Origin of the sequence: Aureimonas phyllosphaerae, from assembly GCF_900113065.1 — a bacterium.
Classification (GTDB): domain Bacteria; phylum Pseudomonadota; class Alphaproteobacteria; order Rhizobiales; family Rhizobiaceae; genus Aureimonas; species Aureimonas phyllosphaerae.
This window is the reverse complement of the sequence record NZ_FOOA01000011.1, coordinates 17,507-39,674: the sequence shown is the minus strand read 5'-3', so window position 1 is coordinate 39,674 and position 22,168 is coordinate 17,507. Positions and strand designations below refer to the sequence as shown.

The window sequence follows — 22,168 nt, the reverse complement described above, 5'->3', positions numbered from 1 at the left end:
CGCGACGGGCCGGGTTCGGCATCCGAAGATGCCATGGAAAGGAACACCAGAGATGTCGCTGAGGACAGTTTCGGCGATGATCGCGACGGCGGCGGCACTTTCCGTCGCTGCGCCTGTGGCCGCAAGGGCACAGGTGCCGATGGTCGGCGTCTTCACCGCCGAGGCCAGCTGCTTCGCAACGCCGAGCATCCGCTCGGACGACAATCCGGGGCGGATCGTGACCGAGCCGGGGCGCAGCTACGACCTGATCGGGCGCAACGCATCGCCGGGCAGCCACTACCTCATTCGTGTTCCCGGCGCCGAGCCGGAGCGCCGCTGGGTTGCGTTCGGTTGCGGACGCGTGGAGGACGCGAGTCAGTCGGCGGAAGGGACGCGGCCGGATAAGGCTGCGACGCCGGCAGCGGGCAGGGGGCAGGTCGACCGCTACGTCTTGGCGGCAAGCTGGCAGCCCGCTTTCTGCGAAACCCGCCCGTCGGTGCGTGAATGCCGGACGGGCGGAGCGGCCGGCAACGGATTTTCACTTCACGGCCTCTGGCCCCAGCCGCGCGGACGCGAGTACTGCGGCGTTCCCGAGGACGTGCGCCGGACGGACGAGCGGGGTGAATGGCGGCGTCTGCCCGACTACAAGGCATCGGCGGGCACGCGGCGCGCTCTTGCCGAGGTGATGCCGGGCGTTCAATCGGGGCTGGATCGCCACGAATGGTGGTCTCATGGCACCTGCTTTCGCGGTGATGCCGAAACCTATTTCTCCCAGTCGATCCGACTGTTGGAAGACCTGAACCGGTCGTCCGTGCGGCGTCTGTTCGAGACGGCGATCGGCCGGGAGCTCTCCGCCGACGAGGTGCGCGCGAGCTTCGACGAGGCGTTCGGACGCGGAGCGGGTCGCCGCGTTCTCATCGATTGCGTCAACGATACGAACGGCGAGCCGATGATCCGGGAACTGCGCGTCGAACTGGAAGGCGATCTTTCGCGAGACGTTCCGCTCCGGCAACTGATCGTAGCGGCGGACGAGACCGGTCGCGGCTGCCGAAGCGGACGGGTCGACGCGCCCGGCTTCGGCTGACCGACGCGTCAGGCGCGGTCGGGGACCTCGTAGTCGGCGGAGTAGCGGATGTCGCGCAAGGGGCGCACGCGCTGCGTCGAGGCCAGGTAGATCGGGTCCGCCTTGTAGGCGTCGAGCGCCGCACGGTCGCGGAACTCGGCATAGACCACGACGTCGACGTCGTTGCCCATCGGATCGACGCGCGCGTTCTCGACGACCTCGAAGTGGTCGTGGTGGCGGATGCCGGCAAGCGTTCCGAGGCCTTCGAGGATGGCGGGCAGGTCGGCCTTGTCCTTGGCGCTGAAGAAGACGATGTGACGGATCATGGCGCGGGTCTCGTGCTCGCTGGGTTGGCGCCTCTTCGACCGCGACGGCGGGAAAAGCAAGCCACGGCACGACGGCGCATTTTCGCGCCCGTTGTTGCTCATCGAAGGCGCATGCCTTACCTGTGCGCCAACTCAATTCCTGACCGAACAACCCGGAGACGCGCGCGCGATGGCACGCCAGTTCATCTACCATATGGCCGGACTTACCAAGGCCTACGGCACCAAGAAGGTTCTGGAGAACGTCCATCTCTCCTTCTACCCCGACGCCAAGATCGGCATCCTCGGCCCGAACGGCGCCGGTAAGTCGACCCTTCTCAAGATCATGGCCGGCACCGACAAGGAGTTCACCGGCGAGGCCTGGGCCGCCGAGGGCGCGACCGTCGGCTACCTGCCGCAGGAGCCGAAGCTCGACGAATCGAAGACCGTCTTCGAGAACGTGATGGAAGGCGTGGCCGACAAGCAGGCCATCCTCGACCGCTACAACGAACTGATGATGAACTACTCGGACGAGACGGCCGAGGAGGGTGCCAAGCTTCAGGACGAGATCGACAGCCAGAACCTCTGGGACCTCGAAAGCCAGGTCGAGATGGCGATGGACGCGCTGCGCTGCCCGCCGCGCGACGCCGAAGTCGGCCCGCTGTCGGGCGGTGAAAAGCGCCGCGTGGCGCTCTGCAAGCTTCTCCTGTCGAAGCCGGACATCCTCCTTCTCGACGAGCCGACCAACCACCTCGACGCCGAGACGATCGCGTGGCTGGAAAAACACCTTCGCGAATACGAGGGCGCCGTGCTGATGATCACGCACGATCGCTACTTCCTCGACAACGTGACGGGCTGGATTCTCGAGCTCGATCGCGGCCGCGGCGTGCCCTACGAGGGCAACTACTCGACCTACTTGGAGAAGAAGGCCAAGCGCATGGCGCAGGAAGGCCGCGAGGACGACTCCCGCATGCGGGCGCTCTCGCGTGAGCGCGAGTGGATGCTGCAGGGCGCGAAGGCCCGCCAGACCAAGTCCAAGGCCCGCATTAAGGCCTATAACGAGTTGGTGGAGCTCGCCGAGCAGCGCCGTCCGGCCGATGGCAAGATCGTCATCCCGACGGGCGAGCGCCTGGGCCAGAAGGTCATCGAAGTCGACGGCATCACCAAGAGCTACGGCGACCGGGTGCTGATCGAGAACCTCTCGTTCAAGCTGCCCCCCGGCGGGATCGTCGGCGTCATCGGGCCGAACGGCGCCGGCAAGTCGACGCTGTTCAAGATGCTGACCGGTCAGGAGAAGCCCGACTCCGGTGAGATCAAGATCGGCGAGACCGTCGATCTCGGCTATGTCGACCAAAGCCGCGACCATCTCGATCCCAACAAGAACGTCTGGGAAGAGGTGACGGGTGCAGTCGATATCATGAAGCTCGGCAAGTACGAGATGAACTCTCGCGCCTATGTCGGCAATTTCAACTTCAAGGGCCCCGACCAGCAGCAGAAGGTCGGCACGCTCTCGGGCGGTCAGCGAAACCGCGTGCACTTGGCGAAGATGCTGAAGACGGGTTCGAACGTCATCCTTCTCGACGAGCCGACCAACGATCTCGACACCGAGACGCTGGCGGCACTGGAGGACGCGCTGGAGGAATACGCCGGCTGCGCCGTGGTGATCAGCCACGATCGCATGTTCCTCGATCGTCTGGCGACGCACATCCTCGCCTTCGAGGGCGACAGCCACGTCGAGTGGTTCGAGGGCAACTTCGAGGACTACGAGCAGGACAAGATCCGTCGCCTCGGCCCTGAGAGCGTCAACCCGAAGCGCCCGACCTACAAGCGCCTGACGCGCTGAACCTCAAGACGGCGCGAGGGCGTCTTTCCCCACGCGCCGCTCCCCCTATGTGGGCGAGGGTTAGGGCATCCGGGGCATGTCGTTGCACTGGGTCGGCTGGTGCAACGGCGCTGCGGCGGAACGCATTCGATGAACAGACTGAACTTCCATCAACTGTTCGACGCCCTTCCCAGCCCGCACATGATCGTGGATCGCGACCTCCATTTCGTCGCCGCGAACCCAGCCTACGAGAACGTGACGGGCCGAAAGCGCGATGAACTGATCGGACGCTTCCTGTTCGACTGCTTTCCCAGCGAAGGCCCTGAACGCAAGCGGCTCGAAGCTTCGATCAGGCGGGTGTTCGAAACCGGCAAGCCGGATACGCTGGCCTTCATCGAGTACGAGATTCCGATCTCCTCGGATCCGGCTGATGGTCTGGAAAAGCGGTATTGGTCGGCCGTCCACTCGCCCCTCTGCGACGAGGGCGGCCAAGTCATCTTCGCCCTTCAGAACACGGTCGACATCACCGAACTCGTGCGGCTTCGCACCGCGGCAGGCAGTTCGGCGTCCGTGCCCACAGAAGAGACGGCCCTCCTTCAGCGGACCCGCGAGATCGAGGAGGCCTATCGAACCTCGCGCAGCCAGCTCGACCGTTTCAGGCATCTCTTCGAGCAGGCGCCGGGCCTCGTCGCTCTGCTGCGCGGCCCCGACCACACCTTCACCTTCGCCAACCGGGCCTATCGACTTCTCGCCGGCGACCGGGAACTGCGTGGCCTTCCGACACGTGACGTCTTTCCCGAAGCTGAGGCCAAGGGCCTGATCGAGCTGCTCGATCGCGTGTACGCGACCGGTGAGGCCTTCGAGGGCAGTGGATTGCGGGTGCTGGCGAGCTATCCAACGGGTGGCCTGCGGGAGCTTTTTCTCGACGTGTCCTTCCATCCCGTTCGGGACGATGCGGGCGCGGTAGAGGGCATCTTCGTTCAGGGATACGACCGCACGGAGAGCGTGCGATCCCATCATCGGCAACGGCTTCTGATCGACGAGCTGAACCACCGCGTGAAGAACACGCTGTCCACGATCCAGTCGCTGGCGCGCCCCAGCTTTCGGGCGGATCGCGATCGCGAGGAGGCGCGCCGCGCGTTCGAGGCGCGTATCGTGGCTTTGTCGAACGCCCACAATCTCCTGAGCGAGCGGCACTGGGAATCGGCCGATCTTGAGACGATCCTCTTGTCGGAATTGCGCGCACTCGACCTCGACCGGATGGATGTCGAGGGCTCGCCGCTGCGTTTGAACGCCAAAGCCGCGATCGCCATGGCCATGGTCTTCCATGAGTTGGCATCGAATGCTCTGAAGTACGGTGCGCTGAGTTCACCCAACGGACGTCTGTCGGTTCGCTGGAGCAAGCAGGGGGATGCGGTCGTCGTCGAATGGCGCGAGAGCCTGGACGACGAACGATCCGTGGCGATCCAGCCGGGTTTCGGAATGCGCATGCTGGAGCGCATCGTGACCGGCGAACTGGAGGGCCAGCTGTCCGCCGACACGGGAGATGGCGGCTTGATCTGGACGCTCAGGCTGCCGGCGGTCGAACTCGAGGAAATTCCGCACCTTGCCCTTACCTGATCGAAGCCATCTTGCGGGCCTGCGGGTGTTCGCCGTCGAAGACGAAAGTCTCGTGGCGATGCAACTCGAAGATATGCTGGACGAACTGGGCTGCATCGTCGTCGCGCTCGCCATGCGAGTGAGCAAGGCGCTCGATATGCTCGATCGCGGTGCGGCCGTCGACGTCGCCGTTCTCGATGTCAACGTCGCGGGGGAAAAGGTCTTCCCCGTTGCCGAGCGCCTTCACGTCATGGGCGTGCCATTTCTGTTTGCGACGGGATACGGCCGGCCGGGTCTTGAGGGTCTCTGGCCCGAGCGCCCTGTCGTCCAAAAGCCCTACACGTCCGAACAGATCGCAAGCGCGATCCTGCAGGCGCGATCCGGCACAGGCGCTTGACCATTCCTGCTTCGGCTGCGTTTCGTCGAAGCCGTGGCCGTGCTACCCGAACACCGAACCGGACTGCCACCGGCCGGACCCATGAGAAAGAGGCCGAACCGCCGATGGATACCTTCGTTCAGAGCCTGATGCAGGACTACGGCGTGGTCGGCATCGCCTTCCTGATGTTTCTGGAGAACATCTTCCCGCCGATCCCGTCCGAGATCATCATGCCTCTGGCTGGCTATCAGGCCGCGACCGGGGACCATTCGTTCTTTTCGGTGGTCATCGCCGGAACGCTCGGATCCATCCTTGGGATTTTGCCCTGGTACTATCTCGGCCTCTGGTTCGGCGAGGAGCGCATCATCCGGCTGGCCGATCGATACGGGCGCTGGATGACGATGACGGCCGAAGACGTCGAAGCGGCCGACCGCTGGTTCAGGAAGTACGGGCTGTGGGCGGTTCTCTTCGGACGCCTCGTGCCCACCGTCCGCACGCTGATCTCCGTGCCGGCTGGTCTTTCCCGTATGCCGATGCCGACATTCCTGTTCTTCTCCGCGATCGGCACCCTCGTCTGGACCACCGGCCTTGCGCTTGCGGGCTATCTCCTGGCCCAGCAGTACGAGCTCGTCGACCAGTATGTCGGCCCTGTCTCGAACGGCGTGATTGCGATCGTGGTGCTCATCTACATCTATCGCGTCGTCACCTTCAAACCCTCGAAGCGCAGCCGCCCGATCGACCTTCAGGCCGGCGACGACAACCGCGCCGCGTGACGCAGGGCTTGATGTTCCGGCATCCTGCTCGCACGTTGGAAGCGCGCGTCGATGGCCTCTTCGCGGGCGCCGGACCCTCGTTCGAGACGGAGGCGCGGAATGCGGTCGACCTGTCGTTCGAGGGCCTCGCGAATGACCGGCACGGCGGACATACGCGGCGCACCGGCGGGCGCGAGCCCTGGTACCCGCGCCGGACGGAAATCCGGAACGAGCGGCAGATCTCGATTGTCGCACGTGACGAACTCGCGTCCATCGCCGCGGACATGGAGTTGGATCGCATCGAGCCGGAGTGGGTGGGGGCCAACATGAGTCTCTCAGGTGTTACCCGCCTCAGCTGGTTACCGCCCCGTACGCTGCTCTTCTTCGATGGCGGAGTGACGCTCAAGGTCGACGGCGACAACGCGCCGTGCCGCGCATCCGGCCGGTCGATCGCGCGCCGATTCGGCGATAATCCGGAGATCGAACGCGGGTTCGTGCGTCATGGTCGCCATCGGCGCGGCCTCGTGACCTGGGTCGAAAAGCCCGGCCGCATCGAGCTTGGAGCGCGGGTCGAGCTTCGGCTGCCGGAGCAGTGGATCTACGCCTGAGGCGGAATCAGTCGGCGTCGGGCCGCGGTCGCTGCCTAAGCTCGATCCTGCCTTCCGGATCGTCTTCGACGGCTTCGAACTCGTCTTCGCCAGGCTCCGACGTCAACTGCCGGGCCGACCCCCATCGGTCGAGAACCGCATTGATCTCGTCGATGACGAAGAACAGGGCCTCGTCCCGCTCGTAACCCTCGTCGCGCAGATCGTCGTAGTCGGTATGCTGATGCCGGATATGCGCCAGCGTCGATAACCACAGGGCGCTTGCCGTCGGCAGCTCCCGCATATGCCGCGAGCCAGCCGCCTCGCGGATCGCCTCGGCATCGACGAACGGGACGCGGGGAATCAGTTGGGTCAACTGCCGCGCGATGGATTTCTGGCGTTCGGTGGGCATCAGGTCTCCGGCGGGCGATCGACACCGGGAAGATAGGGCTTGAGATCGATGAGCGGCGTGCCGTCGAGAACGTCGATGGCGTCGAGGGTGAGCACGCCGCTGGACAGGTCGATCTCCACCAGATGCACCAGGTGAAGGCCGATCGGGTTCGGTCTGACAGGTGAGCGTAGAGCGAACGTGCCCTTGGGTCGTTCCGCATGGCGCGGCATCTGTAGCGCCAGATCCCGCCGGCTGCGGTGGAGCCACGTCAGAAGGTGGACCCAGTCGCCGACGTTCAAGCCTTCCAGCGCAGGGCGGAAGGGTGGGTCGATCAGCGCTCGCCCGCCACCGCCACGGTCTCGCGCCTCTCGCAGGTTGCGAGGACATTGCGATCGTTCGGTCCAGGGCGAACGCACGCGACCGATATATGCAAGCGACGCGTCCGGCACTTTTGCCGGATCGACGGCGAACTGCACCTCGCCAAGGCGCTGGTCGGTATGATCCGTCATGCCTCGCCACGTGTCGCCGGTCGCACTTGCGGCGTGGCGCGTTCACATATAAACATATCTTTATCTCTTTGGGGCGTCGCGAAAGGAGACCGCATGCCTGCCTCCTTCGACGACGCCGTTGAGATGATGAAGGCGCTGGCCGAACCGACGCGGTTCCGGCTCGTGCTCCTCGTATCGGAACAGGATCTGACCGTCTCCGATTTGACCGCCATCCTCGGCCAGTCGCAACCCCGGATTTCTCGTCACCTCAAGCTTCTGGTGGAAGCGGGTGTCGTGGACCGCCATCAGGAAGGGTCCTGGGCCTATTTCCGACTTTCGGATCGCCCGCTCGCGGGACGGCTGGTGCATTCGCTGAAGGACAATGTCGGCGGCGACGATAGCGCCTTGTCGCAGGATCGGGAACGCTTGACTGCCGTCCGGCGCGAGCGAGCCGAGAGGGCGGCGAGCTACTTTGCCCGCAATGCCGAGCATTGGGATCGCATCCGCTCGCTTCATGTGCCTGATGCGGACGTTGAGAGGGCCCTCATGACGGCGCTCGCGCCGGCGGGGCGGATCGAGGCGCATCTCGATGTCGGCACGGGCACCGGCCGTATGCTCGAACTTCTGGCGCCGTTCTCGGAGCGCGCGATCGGCGTGGATGCCTCACGCGAGATGCTGGCGATCGCGCGGGCGAAACTGGACGCTGCGGGCGTCACGCAGGCCACGGTGCGGCAGGGGGATGTGTATCGGCTGCCGGGCCCGCGCGGCAGCTTCGACCTCGTCACGCTTCACCAGGTGCTGCACTATCTCGACGACCCGGCAGCCGCTGTGCGCGAATGCGCAGGGGCCCTGCGTCCCGGCGGGCAGCTGGCCGTGGTGGACTTCGCTCCGCATGCGCTGGAGTTCCTGCGAGCCGAGCATGCGCATCTGCGCCTCGGCTTCAGCGAGGCGGCGCTGCGACACTGGATGCACGGGGCTGGACTGGTGGTCGAAACTTTGAAGACCCTGCCGCCCCACGATGACGAAGCGGGGCGTCTGACCGTCACCGTGATCGTCGGCCGCCGGCCGACCGAATCTTCGAACGAACTTGCGGACGCAGAGTCCGCGCTGGCCGTCGCCTGAGGAAGACACCATGATTCAACGCCGCGATACGCGTCCGCCCATCCGGGTCTCCTTCGAGTTCTTTCCGCCCAAGACGCCCGCCATGGAGCAGTCGCTCTGGTCGGCCATCGAGCGCCTCGCGCCGCTGCATCCGGATTTTGTCTCCGTCACCTACGGCGCGGGTGGTTCGACGCGTGAGCGCACGCATCACACCGTCGAGCGGATTCTGAAGGAAACGGATCTGGCTCCGGCCGCGCATCTGACCTGCGTCGATGCGAGCCGTGCCGAGGTCGATGAGGTTGTGCGGCAGTACCGCGCGACGGGCGTGAAGCATTTCGTGGCCTTGCGCGGGGACGGGCAGGGCGGCGCCGGCAGCGCCTACGTGCCGCATTCCGAGGGCTACCGGAACGGGGCGGAACTGGCGGCGGGCATCAAGGCGATCGACCCGGAGATCGAGGTTTCGGTGTCGGCTTATCCGGAGAAGCATCCGGAAAGCCCGGATTTCGCAACCGACATCGACCTTCTGAAGCGCAAGGTCGACAACGGCGCGACACGGGCCATCACCCAGTTCTTCTTCGACAACGACCTCTACGAGCGCTACGTCGAGCGGGCGCGTCGTGCCGGCATCTATGTTCCAATCGTTCCGGGGATCGTGCCCATTCACGACTTCAGCAAGATCGCCCGCTTCTCGGCCGCGACGGGAACCTCGATCCCACTCTGGCTGGCCGAACGCTTCGAGGGCTTGGAGAACGACGCCCAGACGCGCAGCCATGTGGCGGCTGCCGTGTGCGCCGAACAGGTGCTCGACCTCGTCGATCGCGGCGTGTCCGACTTCCACTTCTACACGATGAACCGGGCGGACCTCGTCTATTCCATCTGCCACATCCTGGGCCTTCGCGAGACCGCTCGGGTCGATGAGGCGGCGGCGGCCTGAGCCTTGGGCCGCGCACGAAAAAGGCCGGGTCAGAGACCCGGCCTTTTTCGTCGATGGCTATCGCCGCACTCCCTCAGGAGATCACGCCCGTCACCATGGCGGCGATGAAGACGAAGGCCGCGCAGATCATGAGGAAATTCACGGACCGTGTGAGTTCCAAGTTCAGCCTCCTGCTCACGAGTTGTTACGGATGTTAATCAACCCTTCAACTTCGTAAAAGACGTTTCGTTGCGGGCATGCGTGGCTGGCGGAGCAAAAACGTCTTCCGATTGTCGCATTCGTGAAAAATTGGCGGCGGCCGCGTTTCGGAATCGGTCTTCCTCCTGACATGCAGGAGGATTATCTCCCGCCATTCACCGCCGCGGAGAGTTCCATTGCAACGATTCGAGACCGCCAAGGACGCCGCGCTGGCGCTTCGCCCCGACGTGCCGGTCTACTGCTTCCGGCCGGACGTCCTCGTGGCGGATGCGCGCCAGTTCATGGATGCGTTTCCTGGTGAGACCGCCTATGCGGTGAAGACCAACGGCGAGCCGATGGTCCTCGAGGCTTTGGCGAAGGCGGGCGTGAAGACCTTCGACGTGGCCTCGCCGGGCGAGTTCGAAGCCGTGCGCGCCGTCGCGCCGGACGCCGAGATGCTCTACATGCATCCGATCAAGGCCCAGTCCGACATCCGCCTGGCTCTGGAACGCTATGGCATCCGGGTGATGTCGCTCGACCACGAGGACGAGATCGCCAAGATCCTGCGCATCGTGCGTGCCCTGGATCTCGACCCCGGCAGCATCACGATCTTCGTTCGTCTCCAGACGAAGGGTCACGCAGCCTACGAGCTCTCCAAGAAGTTCGGTGCGGCCCCCGCTCACGCCGTGGAGCTTCTGCAGCGCTGCCACAAGATCGGTTTCAAGGTCGGTCTGTGCTTCCACGTGGGATCGCAGATCGAGGATCCGGAGACCTACGAGCGGGCACTCGCGTCCGCCGACTGGGTGCGCAACCGGGCCGACGTCCCGCTGGCCGGCCTCGACGTCGGCGGCGGCTTCCCAGCCGAATATGGCCACGACCCGCGCCGCAAGAAGCGCGACATGCCCGGGCTCGACGAGATCATGTCGCGTCTGCGCGCCGACATGACCGAATGGGACTTCTCCGACCTACCGTTGGTCGCCGAGCCTGGGCGCGTCGTGGTGGCGCGCGCCTTCTCGCTGATCGTCCGCGTGCTCCTGCGCAAAGGACGGCGGCTCTACATCAACGACGGGATCTGGGCGTCACTGTCGGACTCGTGGACCGGCAAGATCACGCTGCCCGCTCGTTTCATTCCGGATCCAGCCCGCACGTCGCGTAACGGCAATCCAGATACGATCAGCGCCTTCCGCGTGTGCGGCGCGACCTGCGACTCGGTCGATATCCTCTCGCGTCCCTTCTGGCTTCCCGAGACGGTGGACACAGGCGACTGGATCGAGATCGGCCATATCGGAGCCTACTCGCTATCGCTGCGTACGCGATTCAACGGGTTCTATCCCGACACGTTCGTCGAAGTGGAGACCCCCTTCGACGCGGGCGAGCGCGCCGAAGGGTTCGCAAGTCTCGAGACGATGGCCGACTAGAGCTTACCGGCGCTCGGGCGTGACGTCCCGGATGTCCGCCCTCCTCATGTCGAAGTGGTCGAGAATGATCCCGATATTGCGCTTGTGGGCCTTGAAGTAGACGTCAAACACGTCGCCCGCCAGTGGAACGGCGCCGAACATCGCGTCCACCCCGAGATTGCCCACCATACGAGCCAGCTTGCGCTTCGGCAGGCCGAGGCGCCTGGCCTCGTTGACGATGAAGAGGCCGATCAACGCGCCGCCGGCGTCGCCGATGCCCGGCACGAGGCCAAGCAGGGCGTCGGCGCCGAAGCGAATGCCGGTGCCCGGGACGCGGATGGCCGTGTCCATCAGGCGGGCGAGCGCGTTGAGGCGGGCGATGCGGCGCTCGCGATCCTCGGCCCACACGGTTCCGGTATCGGCAAAGGCGGTCATGGCAGTTCCTGGCTCCTCTCGAAACGTCGTCTGACGTCGTCCCAAGAGATGTGGTGAGGGTTCGATCGCGTTGCGAGCACGTTTTCGTCATTCCCTCCAAGGCACCCACGCCTATCTGCGACCATAAGGGACCCTTGCCGGGAGTGCGGACATGGAATGGCGCGGCCGACGCGAAAGCAACAATATCGAGGACCGTCGCGGAACCGGTGGCGGAGGCGGGTTCAGCGGCGGGGGAATGCGGATCCCCATTCGCGCAGGCGGGGGCGGGGGCATCGGCCTGATCATCATCCTGGCCGTGTTGTGGATCGGCTTCGGTATCAACCCGCTGTCGGTGATCGGCATGGACGACGGCACGACCACGACGAGCACGCAGACGGCGTCGCGCCAAGGGCCGGGCGTTTCGGGGACGTCAGACGAGACGGACAACTTCGTCGCTGTGGTGCTGGGCGATACCGAGGACGTCTGGAACGCGCGTTTCAGCCAGATGGGCCAGACCTATCGCGAGCCGACGCTCGTCCTGTTCGACCGGCAGGTCGCTTCTGCCTGCGGCAACGCGACCTCGGCGTCCGGTCCGTTCTACTGCCCGAACGACCAGAAGCTCTACATCGACCTCGCCTTCTTCCGGCAGCTTCAAGGCCAGCTGAATTCGCCGGGCGATTTCGCGCAGGCTTATGTCATCGCGCATGAGGTCGGGCATCACGTCCAGAACCTTCTCGGCACCCTTCAGCGCACGACCGAACTGCGCCAGCAGTCGTCTGAGACGGACGCGAACGCCATCTCGGTGCGCGTCGAACTGCAGGCCGACTGCTATGCCGGCATCTGGGCGCATGACACGCAGCAGGCCGGCTTAGTTCAGGACGGCGACGTCGAGGAAGCCCTGAACGCCGCCAGCCAGATCGGCGACGACACGCTGCAGGAGCGCAGCCAGGGGACCGTTGTCCCCGACAGCTTCACCCACGGCACCTCGGCGCAGCGGGTGGAGTGGTTCCGGCGGGGCCTCACCTCCGGAGACATGAAGCAGTGCGACACGTTCCAGGGCCGCCTCTGAACCGACGCGCCCACGGCCGGCCGGAGCTTGCAATCCGGCCGGCGGCATGGTGTGACCCCACGCGATTGCCTCCAGACGCGACGTGTGACAGCCCATGCCCGACCTCCTTCTCGAACTTCGTTCCGAAGAGATCCCCGCCCGCATGCAGCGCAAGGCGGCGGGCGACTTGAAGAAGGCGGTGACCGACGCCCTCGTCGCGGCCGGGCTGACCTACGAAGGGGCCCGCGAATACTGGACGCCGCGGCGCATCACCCTCGACATCCGCGGGCTTGACGCAAGGTCCAAGGACACCCGCGAAGAGCGCAAGGGGCCGCGCACCGACGCGCCCGGGAAGGCCATCGAAGGCTTCCTGAAGGGCGCCGGGCTTGCCTCGGTCGATCAGGCCGAGCGGCGCAGCGACGGTAAGAAGGGCGAGTTCTTCGTCGCCGTGATCGAGAAGCCGGGCCGTCCGGCCGAGGAGATCGTCGCGGAGGCGATGCCTGGCATCATCCGCGATTTCCCCTGGCCGAAGTCGATGCGCTGGGGTGCCGCCTCGCGCGAGCCGGGCTCCCTGCGCTGGGTTCGCCCGCTCCAGTCGATCCTCTGCGTCTTCGGGCCGGAGAACGGCGAGACGGCGGTCATCGATTTCGAGGTGGCGGGCATCCGCTCCGGCGACCGGACGGTCGGGCATCGCTTCCATGCGCCGGCCGAGTTCAAGGTGCGCCGGTTCGAAGACTATATCGGCCAGCTCGAGAAGGCCTATGTCGTGCTCGATGCCGAGCGCCGGAAGGAGATCATCCGCACCGACGCCGACAATCTCGCCTTCGCGCAGGGGCTCGAGGTCGTGGCTGACGAGGGGCTGCTGGAAGAGGTCTCCGGCCTTGTCGAGTGGCCCGTCGTGCTGGTCGGCAGCTTCGAGGAGACGTTCCTCGAAATTCCGGCCGAGATGATCCAGCTGACGATCCGCACCAACCAGAAATGCTTCGTCACGCGACGTCGCGGACAGGACGGCCTGTCGAACCACTTCCTGATGGTCGCCAATATCGAGGCGGCCGATCATGGCGCCGAGATCGCGCGCGGAAACGGAAAGGTCGTGCGCGCGCGCCTGTCGGACGCGCTCTACTTCTGGAACACCGACCAGGGCGCGCTGCCGGATCTCGACGGCCTTGCCGCCTCGGCCAAGCGCTTCGGCCTCGACCTGTCGAAGCCCCTCGACCAGCGCATGGCCAAGCTCGACGCCCTCGACGTCACCTTCCACGCCAAGCTCGGCACGCAGGGTCAGCGCGTCGGCCGCATCGCGGATCTTGCCGCCGTCCTCGCGCCGATGGTGGGCGCCGACGCTGGCGAAGCGCGGCGGGCGGCGGTGCTGGCGAAGGCCGATCTCACCACCGAGGCCGTCGGCGAGTTCCCGGAACTGCAGGGGCTGATGGGCCAGAAGTACGCGGCGCTCCAGAACGAACCCGCTTCCGTGCAGCGCGCGCTCGTCGACCACTACAAGCCGCAGGGCCCCGGCGACAGCGTGCCGACCGACCCGGTCGCGATCGCGGTGGCTCTCGCGGACAAGCTCGACACGCTGGTCGGGTTCTGGTCGATCGACGAGAAGCCGACGGGTTCGAAGGACCCGTATGCGCTTCGCCGCGCCGCGCTTGGCGTCATCCGCATCATCCTCGACAACCAGCTTCGGTTGGGACTGGGATCGCTGCTGACCTCGGGCGACCTTCTGTCCTTCTTCCACGATCGCCTGAAGGTGCAGCTGCGCGAGCAGGGCGCGCGCCACGATCTCGTGGATGCGGTTCTGGGTGGCGCGGGCGAGGGCAAGGACGATCTTCTCGACGTCTCGCGCCGGGTGGCCGAACTCGGTCGCCTGCTCGAGACGGACGATGGTGCGAACCTTCTGGCCGCCTATCGTCGGGCCGCCAATATCCTCGCCGCCGAAGAGAAGAAGGGCACGCAGGTCGCCGCTTCGGTCGATCCCGCACGGTTCGTCGAACCCGAGGAGCGCGCGCTGCTTGATGCGATCGTCGAGGCGGAAGCGGAACTCGACGCCGCGATGCGGGTCGAGGACTACACCCGCGCGACGGCGGCTCTCGCCAAGCTCCGGGCCCCGGCCGACGCCTTCTTCGAGAAGGTTCTGGTGAATGCCGAGGACGAGAGCGTACGCGCGAACCGCCTGGCGCTTCTTGCCCGCATCCGATCGGCGGCCGGTCGGCTCGCCGATCTCTCGCGCGTCGCCGGCTGATTCGCCGGCGGACGAATCTCCCCGAGGGCTCTCAGTCCTGCGCAAGCCTTGCGCGCGAGGATCGGTCGCTGGCGAAGCTCACCGATCGCGCTTTTGTGAAACAAATTGTGATCGCGTCGCCTGCAACCCGCCGAATTGGCGGTAGAAGGATCGCCGCGATCGAAGTTGCCTGCGGGTCCTTCGATCTTCTCATGGAGGGGTGGGGCCAGCCGCAGTCGGCTGGGCTTCGTTTCGACTGACCTGATCTCGCTTGGCGGGCCCCTTGGGACCGCCGGCCCGACGAGGGGATGCCCGAATGCCGAGAATGCGCGCCGCCTGTGCGGTTGCCATGCGCTGGGTTTGCGCCATCGCAGCAGGAACGATGATGGCCGGCCTGAGCCCTGCGAAAGCGGAATTCGACCGACCCTGGCGCGACGACACCCGTGCCCTCGTGATCGACGCCTACGAGTTCAATCCGATCAACTGGAAGCAGATGACCGGCGACAAGCGGATTGCCGCCTTCATCAACAAGGCGTCCGATGGTCTGGCGCCTGCCTGGTCGTGCCGCGGCATGTCGGGCGACGACGAGAAGCTCTGCAAGAACCGGTGGTGGAAGTATTCGGTCACGCAGGAACTCTACATGACCCGCCGCGAGATGGCGAAGACGCTGGGTCTGAAGTGGGGTGCCTACCATCTCGGCCGTCCGGGCAACCCGCGCGAGCAGGCCGACCACTTCATCGATTTCGCCAAGCCCGAAGCCGACGAGTTGATCGCCCTCGACATCGAGGACAACGACCCGACGCAGTGGATGTCGCTCGCCGAGGCCGAGGAGTTCGCCCGCCAGATCAAGATCCGCCTCGACCGCTATCCGGTGCTTTACACCAACGGTTCGACGGCCGCCTATATCGCCCAGAACAAGGAGACCTATCCGCTCCTCTCGCGCCTTCAGCTCTGGTACGCGCGCTATCGCGACGACCTGACGGGCGTCTTCCCGGAAGGCCACTGGGACAAGTACGCCCTGTGGCAGTTCTCCTCCATGCACAACTGCAACAAGCGCGCCTGCCCCTATCGCGTCGCCGGCGCGAAGGACGACATCGACGTGAATGTCGCGGCCATGAACGTCGAGGATCTGAAGAAGGCTTGGCCATTCGACGGCCTCGTGGCGCCGGAGCCAGAACCGCTTCCCAATGCCGGGGCGCTGATCGCCAAGGTCGGCGAGGAGGCGCGCGGCGCGGTGGCCGCGATCGCCGAGGACGTTGCTGCGCTTGCCAAGCCGGGCGAGGCGCAGGCCGGCGGCGAGACCGTGCCGGGGACGCTGGCTGCTGCTTACGGGCCTTCGACCCACGCGCCGATCGATCCCCTCAAGCTTCTCACCGAGACCGCTCTCGAGGAGAAGAAGGCGGCCGAGCACCCTTCGCCGATCCTTTCGGCGGTGACGCAAGGGGCGAAGACCGAGCCGGCGCCCCCCGCCGATCGCCCCGTGGCAGGGCCCACGCAGGCGATCGGAACGATCGGCCAGCTTCGCGAGGAAATGCAGGCTGTCCGCGAGATCCTGAGCGACGAGAAGGTCGAAGGAGACGCCGCGATGACGACGCCTGCCGCGTCGGCGACTCCGGTCAAGGGAGCCGAGTTGAAGTCTCGGATCCTGGAATTGATGAAGGCTGCCGAGACGGCGGTCGAAGGCGTGCCCGGCGACAAGCCGGTCGAGGAGAAGAAGCCGGAGGAGCGGGCCGAGCTTTCGGCCCCTCGCGGCGGCTGGACTATCCTGTCCAGCTTTGCCGCGCCTGAACGGCGGGTAGCATCGGCGTTCCGCGCGACCCGTTGACGCCTGCCACCCTTGTCGATCTCACCCACCGATTCTCGGACCGCCACCTTGCCTGAAAATGGCGTGGGCGTGCTTTTCGATGGGGCCGCCTGCCTCTAAACCCGTCGGATGATGGAAACCCGCACCATTCCGCTTCAGGGCGAGGCGGCCGAACGTGACGTGGCCGAGCGGTTGGCGCGCGGCGAGCTTGTCGCGGTGCCGACCGAGACGGTCTACGGGCTCGCTGCCGACGCGGCGAACGGCGAAGCCGTGGCGCGCATTTTTGAGGCGAAGGGGCGGCCCCGCTTCAATCCTCTGATCGCTCACGTCACCGGACGCCCGATGGCCGAACGCTACGCGGTAACCGACGCGCTGGCTCATCGATTGATGGAAGCCTTCTGGCCGGGCCCGCTGACGATCGTCCTGCCGCTGCGGCCCGGCGCGCCGCTTCATCCGCTGGTGACCGCGGATCTGCCGACTGTCGCCCTTCGCTCGCCGCAAGGCGGGCTGTCGCGCATCCTCGCGTATCTCGACCGGGCCGTCGCCGCCCCAAGCGCCAACCGGTCCGGCCGCGTCAGTCCGACCTCGGCCGCGCACGTCCTGCGCACGCTGGACGGGCGCATCGAGGCGGTGGCGGATGGGGGCGCGGCCGCGCACGGCATCGAATCGACGATCGTTCAGCCGGGGGGCGACCACGTCGTGCTTCTGCGACCAGGAGCGGTGACGGCTGCTGAGATCGAGGCGGCCAGCGGGCTTCCCGTCCGGCGGCACGACGGCCACACGATCGTCGCACCGGGCCAGATGCGCTCGCATTACGCGCCGCACGGTCGTGTTCGGCTGGATGCACCCGAACCGCTGGCCGGCGAGCACTTCGTCGCCTTCGGTCGTCTCCCGGAAGCCGCCGCGGCGCGCGCGGCCGCCGTCTTCCAGTTGAGCGAGACGGGCGACCTCCGCGAGGCCGCAAGCCGCCTGTTCGACGCGCTGTCGACCTTCGACGCGCCTGAGATCGAGCGGATCGCGGTGGCGCCCATTCCGCGCGAGGGCCTCGGCGAAGCGATCAACGACCGTCTGTCGCGCGCCGCTGCCGATCGCTGATCTCGACGCGCGGCGGGCAGGGGCCTAAACCTCGCTCATGACCGAGCCCGCTCCCCTTCCGCTTCCCGACGCCCTTCGCGACCGTTTCGCCGCGCTCGTCCCGCCTGGCCGCGCGCTGACCGAAGCGGCGGATCTTGCGCCCTATCTGAAGGAGACGCGCGACCTCTTCCCCGGCCGCTCCCGGCTCGTTTTGCGACCGGGAACGGTGGAGGAGGTTTCGGCGATCCTGAAGCTCGCTTCCGAGACACGGACGCCGGTCGTGCCGCAGGGCGGGAACACCGGTCATGTCGGCGGCCAGATGCCACGCTCCGAGGCCGAGATCGTCCTGTCCCTGTCGCGCCTCGACCGGATCCGCGACCTCGATGCCGCGGGCCATACGATCACCGTGGATGCGGGCGTCGTGCTCCAGCGGGTGCAGGAGGCGGCCGACGAGGCGGGGCTGCTCTTTCCCATGTCGCTCGGCTCGGAAGGGTCCTGCCAGATCGGCGGCAATCTGGCATCCAATGCGGGCGGGACCGGGGTCATCGCCTATGGCAACAGCCGTGAACTCTGCCTCGGGGTCGAGGCGGTTCTCGCCTCGGGCGAGGTCTTCCACGGCCTCCGCCGCCTCAAGAAGGACAATCGCGGCTACGATCTTCGGCAGCTTCTGATCGGCTCGGAGGGCACGCTCGGCGTCATCACCGGCGCGGTGCTGCGGCTGTTCCCGAAGCCGAAGGGGCGTGAGGTCGCCTATGCCGGCCTCGCCTCATCGGAAGCGATGCTTTCACTTTTGGCGCGCGCTGAAGGTGCAGCCGGAACGCAGCTCACCGCCTTCGAGATCATGCCGCGGCTGGCGATGGAGTTCACCGTGCGCCACACACGCGGCGCACGCGATCCCTTGCCCGGTCCGCACGCCTGGTACGTGCTCCTCGAAGTCTCGTCCAACCGGTCCGGCGACGATGCGCGCGAGACGATGGAGGGCATCCTGTCCGGCGCCCTCGAAGCCGGCGAGATCGAAGATGCCACGATCGCGCAGTCCGGGGCCGACGCGACACTCTTCTGGCGCATGCGCGAAGAGATGAGCTGGGCGCAGAAGCCGGAAGGTGGATCGATCAAGCACGACGTGTCGGTGCCGGTGGCGAGAGTGCCGGAGTTCCTGAGCCGGGCGGATGCGGCGGTGAGCGCGGCGATCCCGGGGGTTCGAATCGTCTCGTTCGGGCACCTTGGCGACGGCAACATCCATTACAACCTGTCGCAGCCCGTCGGCGCCGACAAGCAGGGCTTCCTCGACCGCTGGGGCGAAATCAACGCGCTGGTGCACGGCATCGTCGCGGACATGGACGGCAGCTTCGCCGCCGAGCACGGCATCGGCCAGCTGAAGCGCGACGAGCTGGCCCGGACGAAGCCCGCGCTGGAGATGGAACTGATGCGCGGCATCAAGCAGCTCTTCGATCCTTTCGGAATCCTGAACCCCGGAAAGCTCGTTTAAAGTTCTCTTCAAAGTTACGGTTTGGACACCCTGATGTTGGTCAGGTTCACTTAACTGAACTTCTTAGCCCGAGCGCAACTCGCTCTCGTTAGTCTGCAAGCATCGAAGGCCGGGATACATCGGCCGAATGAGCAAGACCTCTCAAGGTCTGCGGATCAACAGACGAGGACACGACATGAGCGTGGTTCACCATCAGACGTCCGTGAAGCCCGAGTGGGCCAGCACGCCGATCCGCCTCGATCCCGCGCTTGCCGACCGCAAGCAGAGCTTCGAACTGGTGCAGGACGGCGAGGTCGTCTCCTACCGGATCGATCGCCGCGGCGCGGTGATCCGGCGCACGCTGCAGAAGAGCGGCCTGCCGGTGTCGATCGCTCTCGCCGCCCGCTCGTTCCGCGGGATCGCGGCCCGCGCGATGGAGAACAGCGAAGGCGAGATCACCGTCACGCTCGAACTGCATCACGAAGACCCGACGATGTCGGTGCCCCTTCTCGTCGCCTCCGACCTCTACGACGTCGCGGCCGACTGGCGCGGCTGGTCCGAACTCTTTCGCCTGCCGATGCTGATGGTCGAGGCCGACGGCTCGGTGACGGCGCTGGAGGACTCGCTCGGCCAGGTCCGCCGCAACGATCCGATCGAACGCCGCGGCAACGCCCACCGCGGCCGTCGCCCCCGCTTCCTCGCCCGTCGCAAGCCGGGTGGTCTCGGCGTACGCCTGATGGTTCAGGGCGAGGAGATCATCGCCCGCGGCTGACCCGTCAGTAGAGACGGGGGAACGAGAGCATCCACAGGCTGGAGAAGACCAGCCCGAGGAAGATGATCCAGCCGAACAGTCCGTTCGACTTGAAGAGCTTCAGACACTCGTCGGCATTGTCGATGTCGAGGCTGCGGATCTGCCAGCCCATCTGCACGGCCCCGAGGAGCAGCCCGGCATAGGCCGGCCACGCGGGACCGGCGCTGCCCACGCCCGCCTGCCGGAAGGCCAGCGCGAAGAGGACGAGCGCGCCGCCGTAGAGGAGAACCAGCGCCGTTTTGGTGCGTCGACCGAACAGCCGTGCCGTCGAGCGTACGCCGACGAGGGCGTCGTCCTCGCGGTCCTGATGGGCGTAGATCGTGTCGTAGCCGACCGTCCAGAGCACCGCCCCAAGATAAAGCAGGAGCGGGCTCAAGGAGAGCGTGCCCCAGAAGGCCGCCCAGCCCATCAGCGCGCCCCATGAGAAGGCGAAGCCAAGGCCGAGTTGCGGCCAGTCCGTCACCCTTTTCAAGAACGGATAGACCGCGACGACCCCGAGCGACGCGATGCCGAGCACAATCGCGAAGAGATTGAATTGCACAACGACGAGGAGGCCGACCAGCGCCTGTGCCACCAGGAACGCCTTCGCACGTCCGGGTGTGACCCGGCCCGACGGCAACGGGCGCGATCGGGTGCGCGCGACCATCGCGTCGATTTTCTGGTCCACGAGGTCGTTGTAGGTGCAGCCGGCGCCGCGCATGGCGATGGAGCCGATCAGGAACAGGATGAGGTGCCAGAGGTCCGGTAGTCCGGTGTGCACGGCCGAGGGTGCCGCCCATTGGGGCGCCAGCGCTGCCGACCACCAGCAGGGCCAGAGAAGGAGCTGCCAGCCGATCGGCCGGTCCCAGCGCGCCAGCTGCGCATAGGGCCAGAGCGCCCGGGGCAGCAGGCGGTAGACCCAGTTCTCGGACGGGGCATCCACCACCCGGTCGACCGGGTTTCCCCTTGAATCATCCTGAAAACGCATGGGACAGGCAAAAGCCCTCCGAGGTCCATCCCGTCAAGCCCCGGCTCGCGGAGCGGGCAAATCACTTGACCCCCCGCGCACCGAGCCTCTATCGCCGCCCCATGGTCGCTCTTCGCGCAACGGGCATGGAAACATCATGGCTATCGACGTCCTTCTGATCGGCTCCGGTGGCCGCGAACATGCGTTGGCCTGGAAGTTGCGGCAGTCGGCCGAACTCGGCCGCCTCTTTGCCGCGCCGGGCAACCCCGGAATCGCGAAGGTCGCGGAACTCGTCCCCCTCGATGCCGCCGACCATGCGGCCGTCGTGGCTTTCTGCAAGCGCGAGGCGATCGGCCTGGTGGTCGTCGGGCCGGAAGTACCGCTCGTCGCGGGTCTCGCCGACGCCCTTTGCGAGGCCGACATAGCCGTGTTCGGTCCGAGCGCCGCCGCCGCGCGCCTCGAAGGATCCAAGGGCTTCACCAAGGATCTGTGCGCCAGGAAGGACATCCCGACCGCGTGCTACCGTCGCTTCTCGAATGCCGGGGAGGCGAAGGCCTATGTGACGGCAGAGGGCGCGCCGATCGTGATCAAGGCGGACGGGCTGGCCGCCGGCAAGGGGGTGACGGTCGCCGCGACCGTCGACGAAGCGTGCCGCGCCGTCGACGACTGCTTCGCCGACGCTGCTGATGGCGTCGAAGTGGTGGTCGAGGAATGCATGGTGGGGCCGGAGGCCTCGCTCTTCTGCCTCTGCGACGGCGAGAACGCGATCGCCTTCGGCACGGCGGAAGACCACAAGCGCGCTTTCGATGGCGACCGGGGACCGAACACTGGCGGGATGGGCGCCTACTCGCCCTCCGGCCTGATGACCCCGGAAATGACCGAGCGGGCGATGCGCGAGATCGTGCGCCCGACGCTAGAGGGCATGCGCGACCTCGGCACGCCGTTCCGCGGCGTTCTCTATGCCGGCCTGATGCTGACCGCCGATGGGCCGAAGCTCATCGAATACAACGTCCGCTTCGGTGACCCGGAGGCGCAGGTGCTGATGATGCGCCTCGAAAGCGATCTCCTGCCGATCCTTCTCACCGCGGCCACCGGCTCGCTCGAAGAGCTGGAACCGCGCTGGTCGCCGGAACCTGCGGTCACGGTGGTTCTCGCCGCCAAGGGCTATCCCGGCGCGGTGGAGAAGGGGACGGCCATCGGTTCCGTCCCGGAGGAGGGCAAGGGCGAGATCGTCTTCCACGCAGGAACGGCCTTGAAGGACGGGCGACTCGTCGCCAACGGCGGTCGTGTCCTGAACGCCACGGCGCGTGATGCCGACATCGGCCGGGCGATCGAGCGCGCCTACGCCCTCGTCGACGCCGTCGACTGGCCGGACGGCTTCTGCCGCCGCGACATCGCGCATCGCGCGCGGGGATGAACC

General features: G+C 66.4%; 21 protein-coding genes. 16 read left to right on the top strand and 5 right to left on the bottom strand.

Features of this window, described 5'->3' with window-relative positions; translation table 11 throughout:
- The first annotated feature begins 52 nt into the window (after window positions 1-52).
- Complete coding sequence (locus BM175_RS13940) at window positions 53-1,063, top strand: ribonuclease T2 family protein (protein ID WP_175526858.1); 1,011 nt, start codon at window positions 53-55, stop codon at window positions 1,061-1,063.
- Between the two features lie 8 nt (window positions 1,064-1,071).
- Here the strand turns inward: BM175_RS13940 and BM175_RS13935 are convergent, their stop codons facing one another.
- Complete coding sequence (locus tag BM175_RS13935) at window positions 1,072-1,368, bottom strand: Dabb family protein (RefSeq protein WP_090964024.1); 297 nt, start codon at window positions 1,366-1,368, stop codon at window positions 1,072-1,074.
- Between the two features lie 169 nt (window positions 1,369-1,537).
- On the opposite strand from BM175_RS13935, the gene ettA reads away from it, so the two are divergent.
- The 5 genes from ettA (at window position 1,538) to BM175_RS13910 (ending at window position 6,501) form a co-directional block, all read left to right on the top strand.
- A complete protein-coding gene (ettA, locus tag BM175_RS13930) occupies window positions 1,538-3,187 on the top strand; it encodes an energy-dependent translational throttle protein EttA (protein ID WP_090964022.1) in 1,650 nt (549 codons plus the stop codon).
- A gap of 129 nt (window positions 3,188-3,316) precedes the next feature.
- Entirely contained in the window at window positions 3,317-4,786 is a 1,470-nt protein-coding gene (locus BM175_RS13925; protein WP_090964020.1) for a sensor histidine kinase, read from the top strand.
- A gap of 58 nt (window positions 4,787-4,844) precedes the next feature.
- Window positions 4,845-5,162, top strand: coding sequence for a response regulator (locus BM175_RS22990; protein ID WP_090964187.1), 318 nt, complete (start codon window positions 4,845-4,847; stop codon window positions 5,160-5,162).
- A gap of 104 nt (window positions 5,163-5,266) precedes the next feature.
- A complete protein-coding gene (locus BM175_RS13915; RefSeq protein WP_090964018.1) occupies window positions 5,267-5,914 on the top strand; it encodes a DedA family protein in 648 nt (215 codons plus the stop codon).
- 35 nt (window positions 5,915-5,949) lie between these two features.
- A complete protein-coding gene (locus BM175_RS13910) occupies window positions 5,950-6,501 on the top strand; it encodes an MOSC domain-containing protein (protein ID WP_244546008.1) in 552 nt (183 codons plus the stop codon).
- 7 nt (window positions 6,502-6,508) lie between these two features.
- On the opposite strand, the gene BM175_RS13905 is transcribed toward BM175_RS13910, so the two are convergent.
- Window positions 6,509-6,889, bottom strand: a complete 381-nt coding sequence (locus BM175_RS13905; protein WP_090964017.1) for a DUF2293 domain-containing protein — start codon at window positions 6,887-6,889, stop codon at window positions 6,509-6,511.
- Window positions 6,889-7,377: a tRNA (N6-threonylcarbamoyladenosine(37)-N6)-methyltransferase TrmO gene (gene tsaA, locus BM175_RS13900; protein ID WP_090964015.1), complete on the bottom strand. Its 489-nt coding sequence runs from the start codon at window positions 7,375-7,377 to the stop codon at window positions 6,889-6,891. The genes BM175_RS13905 and tsaA overlap by 1 nt, the downstream gene beginning before the upstream one ends.
- A gap of 93 nt (window positions 7,378-7,470) precedes the next feature.
- On the opposite strand from tsaA, the gene BM175_RS13895 reads away from it, so the two are divergent.
- The 3 genes from BM175_RS13895 to BM175_RS13885 all read left to right on the top strand — a co-directional run bounded on the left by BM175_RS13895 (window position 7,471) and on the right by BM175_RS13885 (window position 10,986).
- Window positions 7,471-8,478 carry an ArsR/SmtB family transcription factor gene (locus BM175_RS13895; RefSeq protein ID WP_090964013.1) on the top strand — a complete coding sequence of 336 codons (1,008 nt, stop codon included), beginning with the start codon at window positions 7,471-7,473 and terminating at the stop codon, window positions 8,476-8,478.
- A 10-nt stretch (window positions 8,479-8,488) separates the two neighbouring features.
- A complete protein-coding gene (gene metF / locus BM175_RS13890) occupies window positions 8,489-9,391 on the top strand; it encodes a methylenetetrahydrofolate reductase [NAD(P)H] (protein WP_090964011.1) in 903 nt (300 codons plus the stop codon).
- Between the two features lie 374 nt (window positions 9,392-9,765).
- The gene (locus BM175_RS13885; protein WP_090964009.1) at window positions 9,766-10,986 is read left to right on the top strand and encodes an alanine racemase; all 1,221 of its coding nucleotides are present in this window, start codon (window positions 9,766-9,768) and stop codon (window positions 10,984-10,986) included.
- A 3-nt stretch (window positions 10,987-10,989) separates the two neighbouring features.
- On the opposite strand, the gene BM175_RS13880 is transcribed toward BM175_RS13885, so the two are convergent.
- The gene (locus BM175_RS13880; RefSeq protein WP_090964007.1) at window positions 10,990-11,400 is read right to left on the bottom strand and encodes a DUF4112 domain-containing protein; all 411 of its coding nucleotides are present in this window, start codon (window positions 11,398-11,400) and stop codon (window positions 10,990-10,992) included.
- 151 nt (window positions 11,401-11,551) lie between these two features.
- Here BM175_RS13880 and ypfJ point away from each other — a divergent pair, with 151 nt between their 5' ends.
- From ypfJ to BM175_RS13850, 6 genes are all read left to right on the top strand, one after another.
- A complete protein-coding gene (gene ypfJ, locus BM175_RS13875; RefSeq protein WP_090964005.1) occupies window positions 11,552-12,448 on the top strand; it encodes a KPN_02809 family neutral zinc metallopeptidase in 897 nt (298 codons plus the stop codon).
- Between the two features lie 94 nt (window positions 12,449-12,542).
- A complete protein-coding gene (glyS, locus tag BM175_RS13870; protein ID WP_090964002.1) occupies window positions 12,543-14,666 on the top strand; it encodes a glycine--tRNA ligase subunit beta in 2,124 nt (707 codons plus the stop codon).
- Between the two features lie 364 nt (window positions 14,667-15,030).
- Window positions 15,031-16,470 (top strand): glycoside hydrolase family 25 protein, encoded by a 1,440-nt coding sequence (locus BM175_RS13865; protein ID WP_244546007.1) that lies wholly within the window; start codon window positions 15,031-15,033, stop codon window positions 16,468-16,470.
- A 111-nt stretch (window positions 16,471-16,581) separates the two neighbouring features.
- On the top strand, window positions 16,582-17,544 hold the full coding sequence (locus BM175_RS13860) for an L-threonylcarbamoyladenylate synthase (protein WP_244546006.1): 963 nt from the start codon (window positions 16,582-16,584) through the stop codon (window positions 17,542-17,544).
- A 37-nt stretch (window positions 17,545-17,581) separates the two neighbouring features.
- A complete protein-coding gene (locus BM175_RS13855) occupies window positions 17,582-19,012 on the top strand; it encodes an FAD-binding oxidoreductase (protein WP_090963999.1) in 1,431 nt (476 codons plus the stop codon).
- 175 nt (window positions 19,013-19,187) lie between these two features.
- Window positions 19,188-19,763 (top strand): DUF6101 family protein, encoded by a 576-nt coding sequence (locus BM175_RS13850; RefSeq protein ID WP_090963997.1) that lies wholly within the window; start codon window positions 19,188-19,190, stop codon window positions 19,761-19,763.
- Window positions 19,764-19,767: 4 nt separating this feature from the next.
- Here BM175_RS13850 and ubiA read toward each other — a convergent pair whose 3' ends face one another.
- Window positions 19,768-20,769 (bottom strand): 4-hydroxybenzoate octaprenyltransferase, encoded by a 1,002-nt coding sequence (ubiA, locus tag BM175_RS13845; RefSeq protein WP_090963996.1) that lies wholly within the window; start codon window positions 20,767-20,769, stop codon window positions 19,768-19,770.
- 142 nt (window positions 20,770-20,911) lie between these two features.
- On the opposite strand from ubiA, the gene purD reads away from it, so the two are divergent.
- Window positions 20,912-22,165: a phosphoribosylamine--glycine ligase gene (purD, locus tag BM175_RS13840; RefSeq protein ID WP_090964181.1), complete on the top strand. Its 1,254-nt coding sequence runs from the start codon at window positions 20,912-20,914 to the stop codon at window positions 22,163-22,165.
- The last annotated feature ends 3 nt before the right edge of the window (window positions 22,166-22,168 follow it).

Bases quoted from the DNA above. Each gene is read 5' to 3' on its own strand.
- ypfJ (WP_090964005.1), top strand. From the start codon at position 11,552: ATGGAATGGCGCGGCCGACGCGAAAGCAACAATATCGAGGACCGTCGC.
- metF (WP_090964011.1), top strand. From the start codon at position 8,489: ATGATTCAACGCCGCGATACGCGTCCGCCCATCCGGGTCTCCTTCGAG.
- BM175_RS13935 (WP_090964024.1), bottom strand. From the start codon at position 1,368: ATGATCCGTCACATCGTCTTCTTCAGCGCCAAGGACAAGGCCGACCTG.
- BM175_RS13925 (WP_090964020.1), top strand. From the start codon at position 3,317: ATGAACAGACTGAACTTCCATCAACTGTTCGACGCCCTTCCCAGCCCG.
- BM175_RS13895 (WP_090964013.1), top strand. From the start codon at position 7,471: ATGCCTGCCTCCTTCGACGACGCCGTTGAGATGATGAAGGCGCTGGCC.
- BM175_RS22990 (WP_090964187.1), top strand. From the start codon at position 4,845: ATGCAACTCGAAGATATGCTGGACGAACTGGGCTGCATCGTCGTCGCG.
- ettA (WP_090964022.1), top strand. From the start codon at position 1,538: ATGGCACGCCAGTTCATCTACCATATGGCCGGACTTACCAAGGCCTAC.
- BM175_RS13905 (WP_090964017.1), bottom strand. From the start codon at position 6,889: ATGCCCACCGAACGCCAGAAATCCATCGCGCGGCAGTTGACCCAACTG.
- BM175_RS13865 (WP_244546007.1), top strand. From the start codon at position 15,031: ATGGCCGGCCTGAGCCCTGCGAAAGCGGAATTCGACCGACCCTGGCGC.
- tsaA (WP_090964015.1), bottom strand. From the start codon at position 7,377: ATGACGGATCATACCGACCAGCGCCTTGGCGAGGTGCAGTTCGCCGTC.
- BM175_RS13880 (WP_090964007.1), bottom strand. From the start codon at position 11,400: ATGACCGCCTTTGCCGATACCGGAACCGTGTGGGCCGAGGATCGCGAG.
- ubiA (WP_090963996.1), bottom strand. From the start codon at position 20,769: ATGCGTTTTCAGGATGATTCAAGGGGAAACCCGGTCGACCGGGTGGTG.
- BM175_RS13860 (WP_244546006.1), top strand. From the start codon at position 16,582: ATGGAAACCCGCACCATTCCGCTTCAGGGCGAGGCGGCCGAACGTGAC.
- BM175_RS13940 (WP_175526858.1), top strand. From the start codon at position 53: ATGTCGCTGAGGACAGTTTCGGCGATGATCGCGACGGCGGCGGCACTT.
- glyS (WP_090964002.1), top strand. From the start codon at position 12,543: ATGCCCGACCTCCTTCTCGAACTTCGTTCCGAAGAGATCCCCGCCCGC.
- BM175_RS13850 (WP_090963997.1), top strand. From the start codon at position 19,188: ATGAGCGTGGTTCACCATCAGACGTCCGTGAAGCCCGAGTGGGCCAGC.
- BM175_RS13855 (WP_090963999.1), top strand. From the start codon at position 17,582: ATGACCGAGCCCGCTCCCCTTCCGCTTCCCGACGCCCTTCGCGACCGT.
- BM175_RS13915 (WP_090964018.1), top strand. From the start codon at position 5,267: ATGGATACCTTCGTTCAGAGCCTGATGCAGGACTACGGCGTGGTCGGC.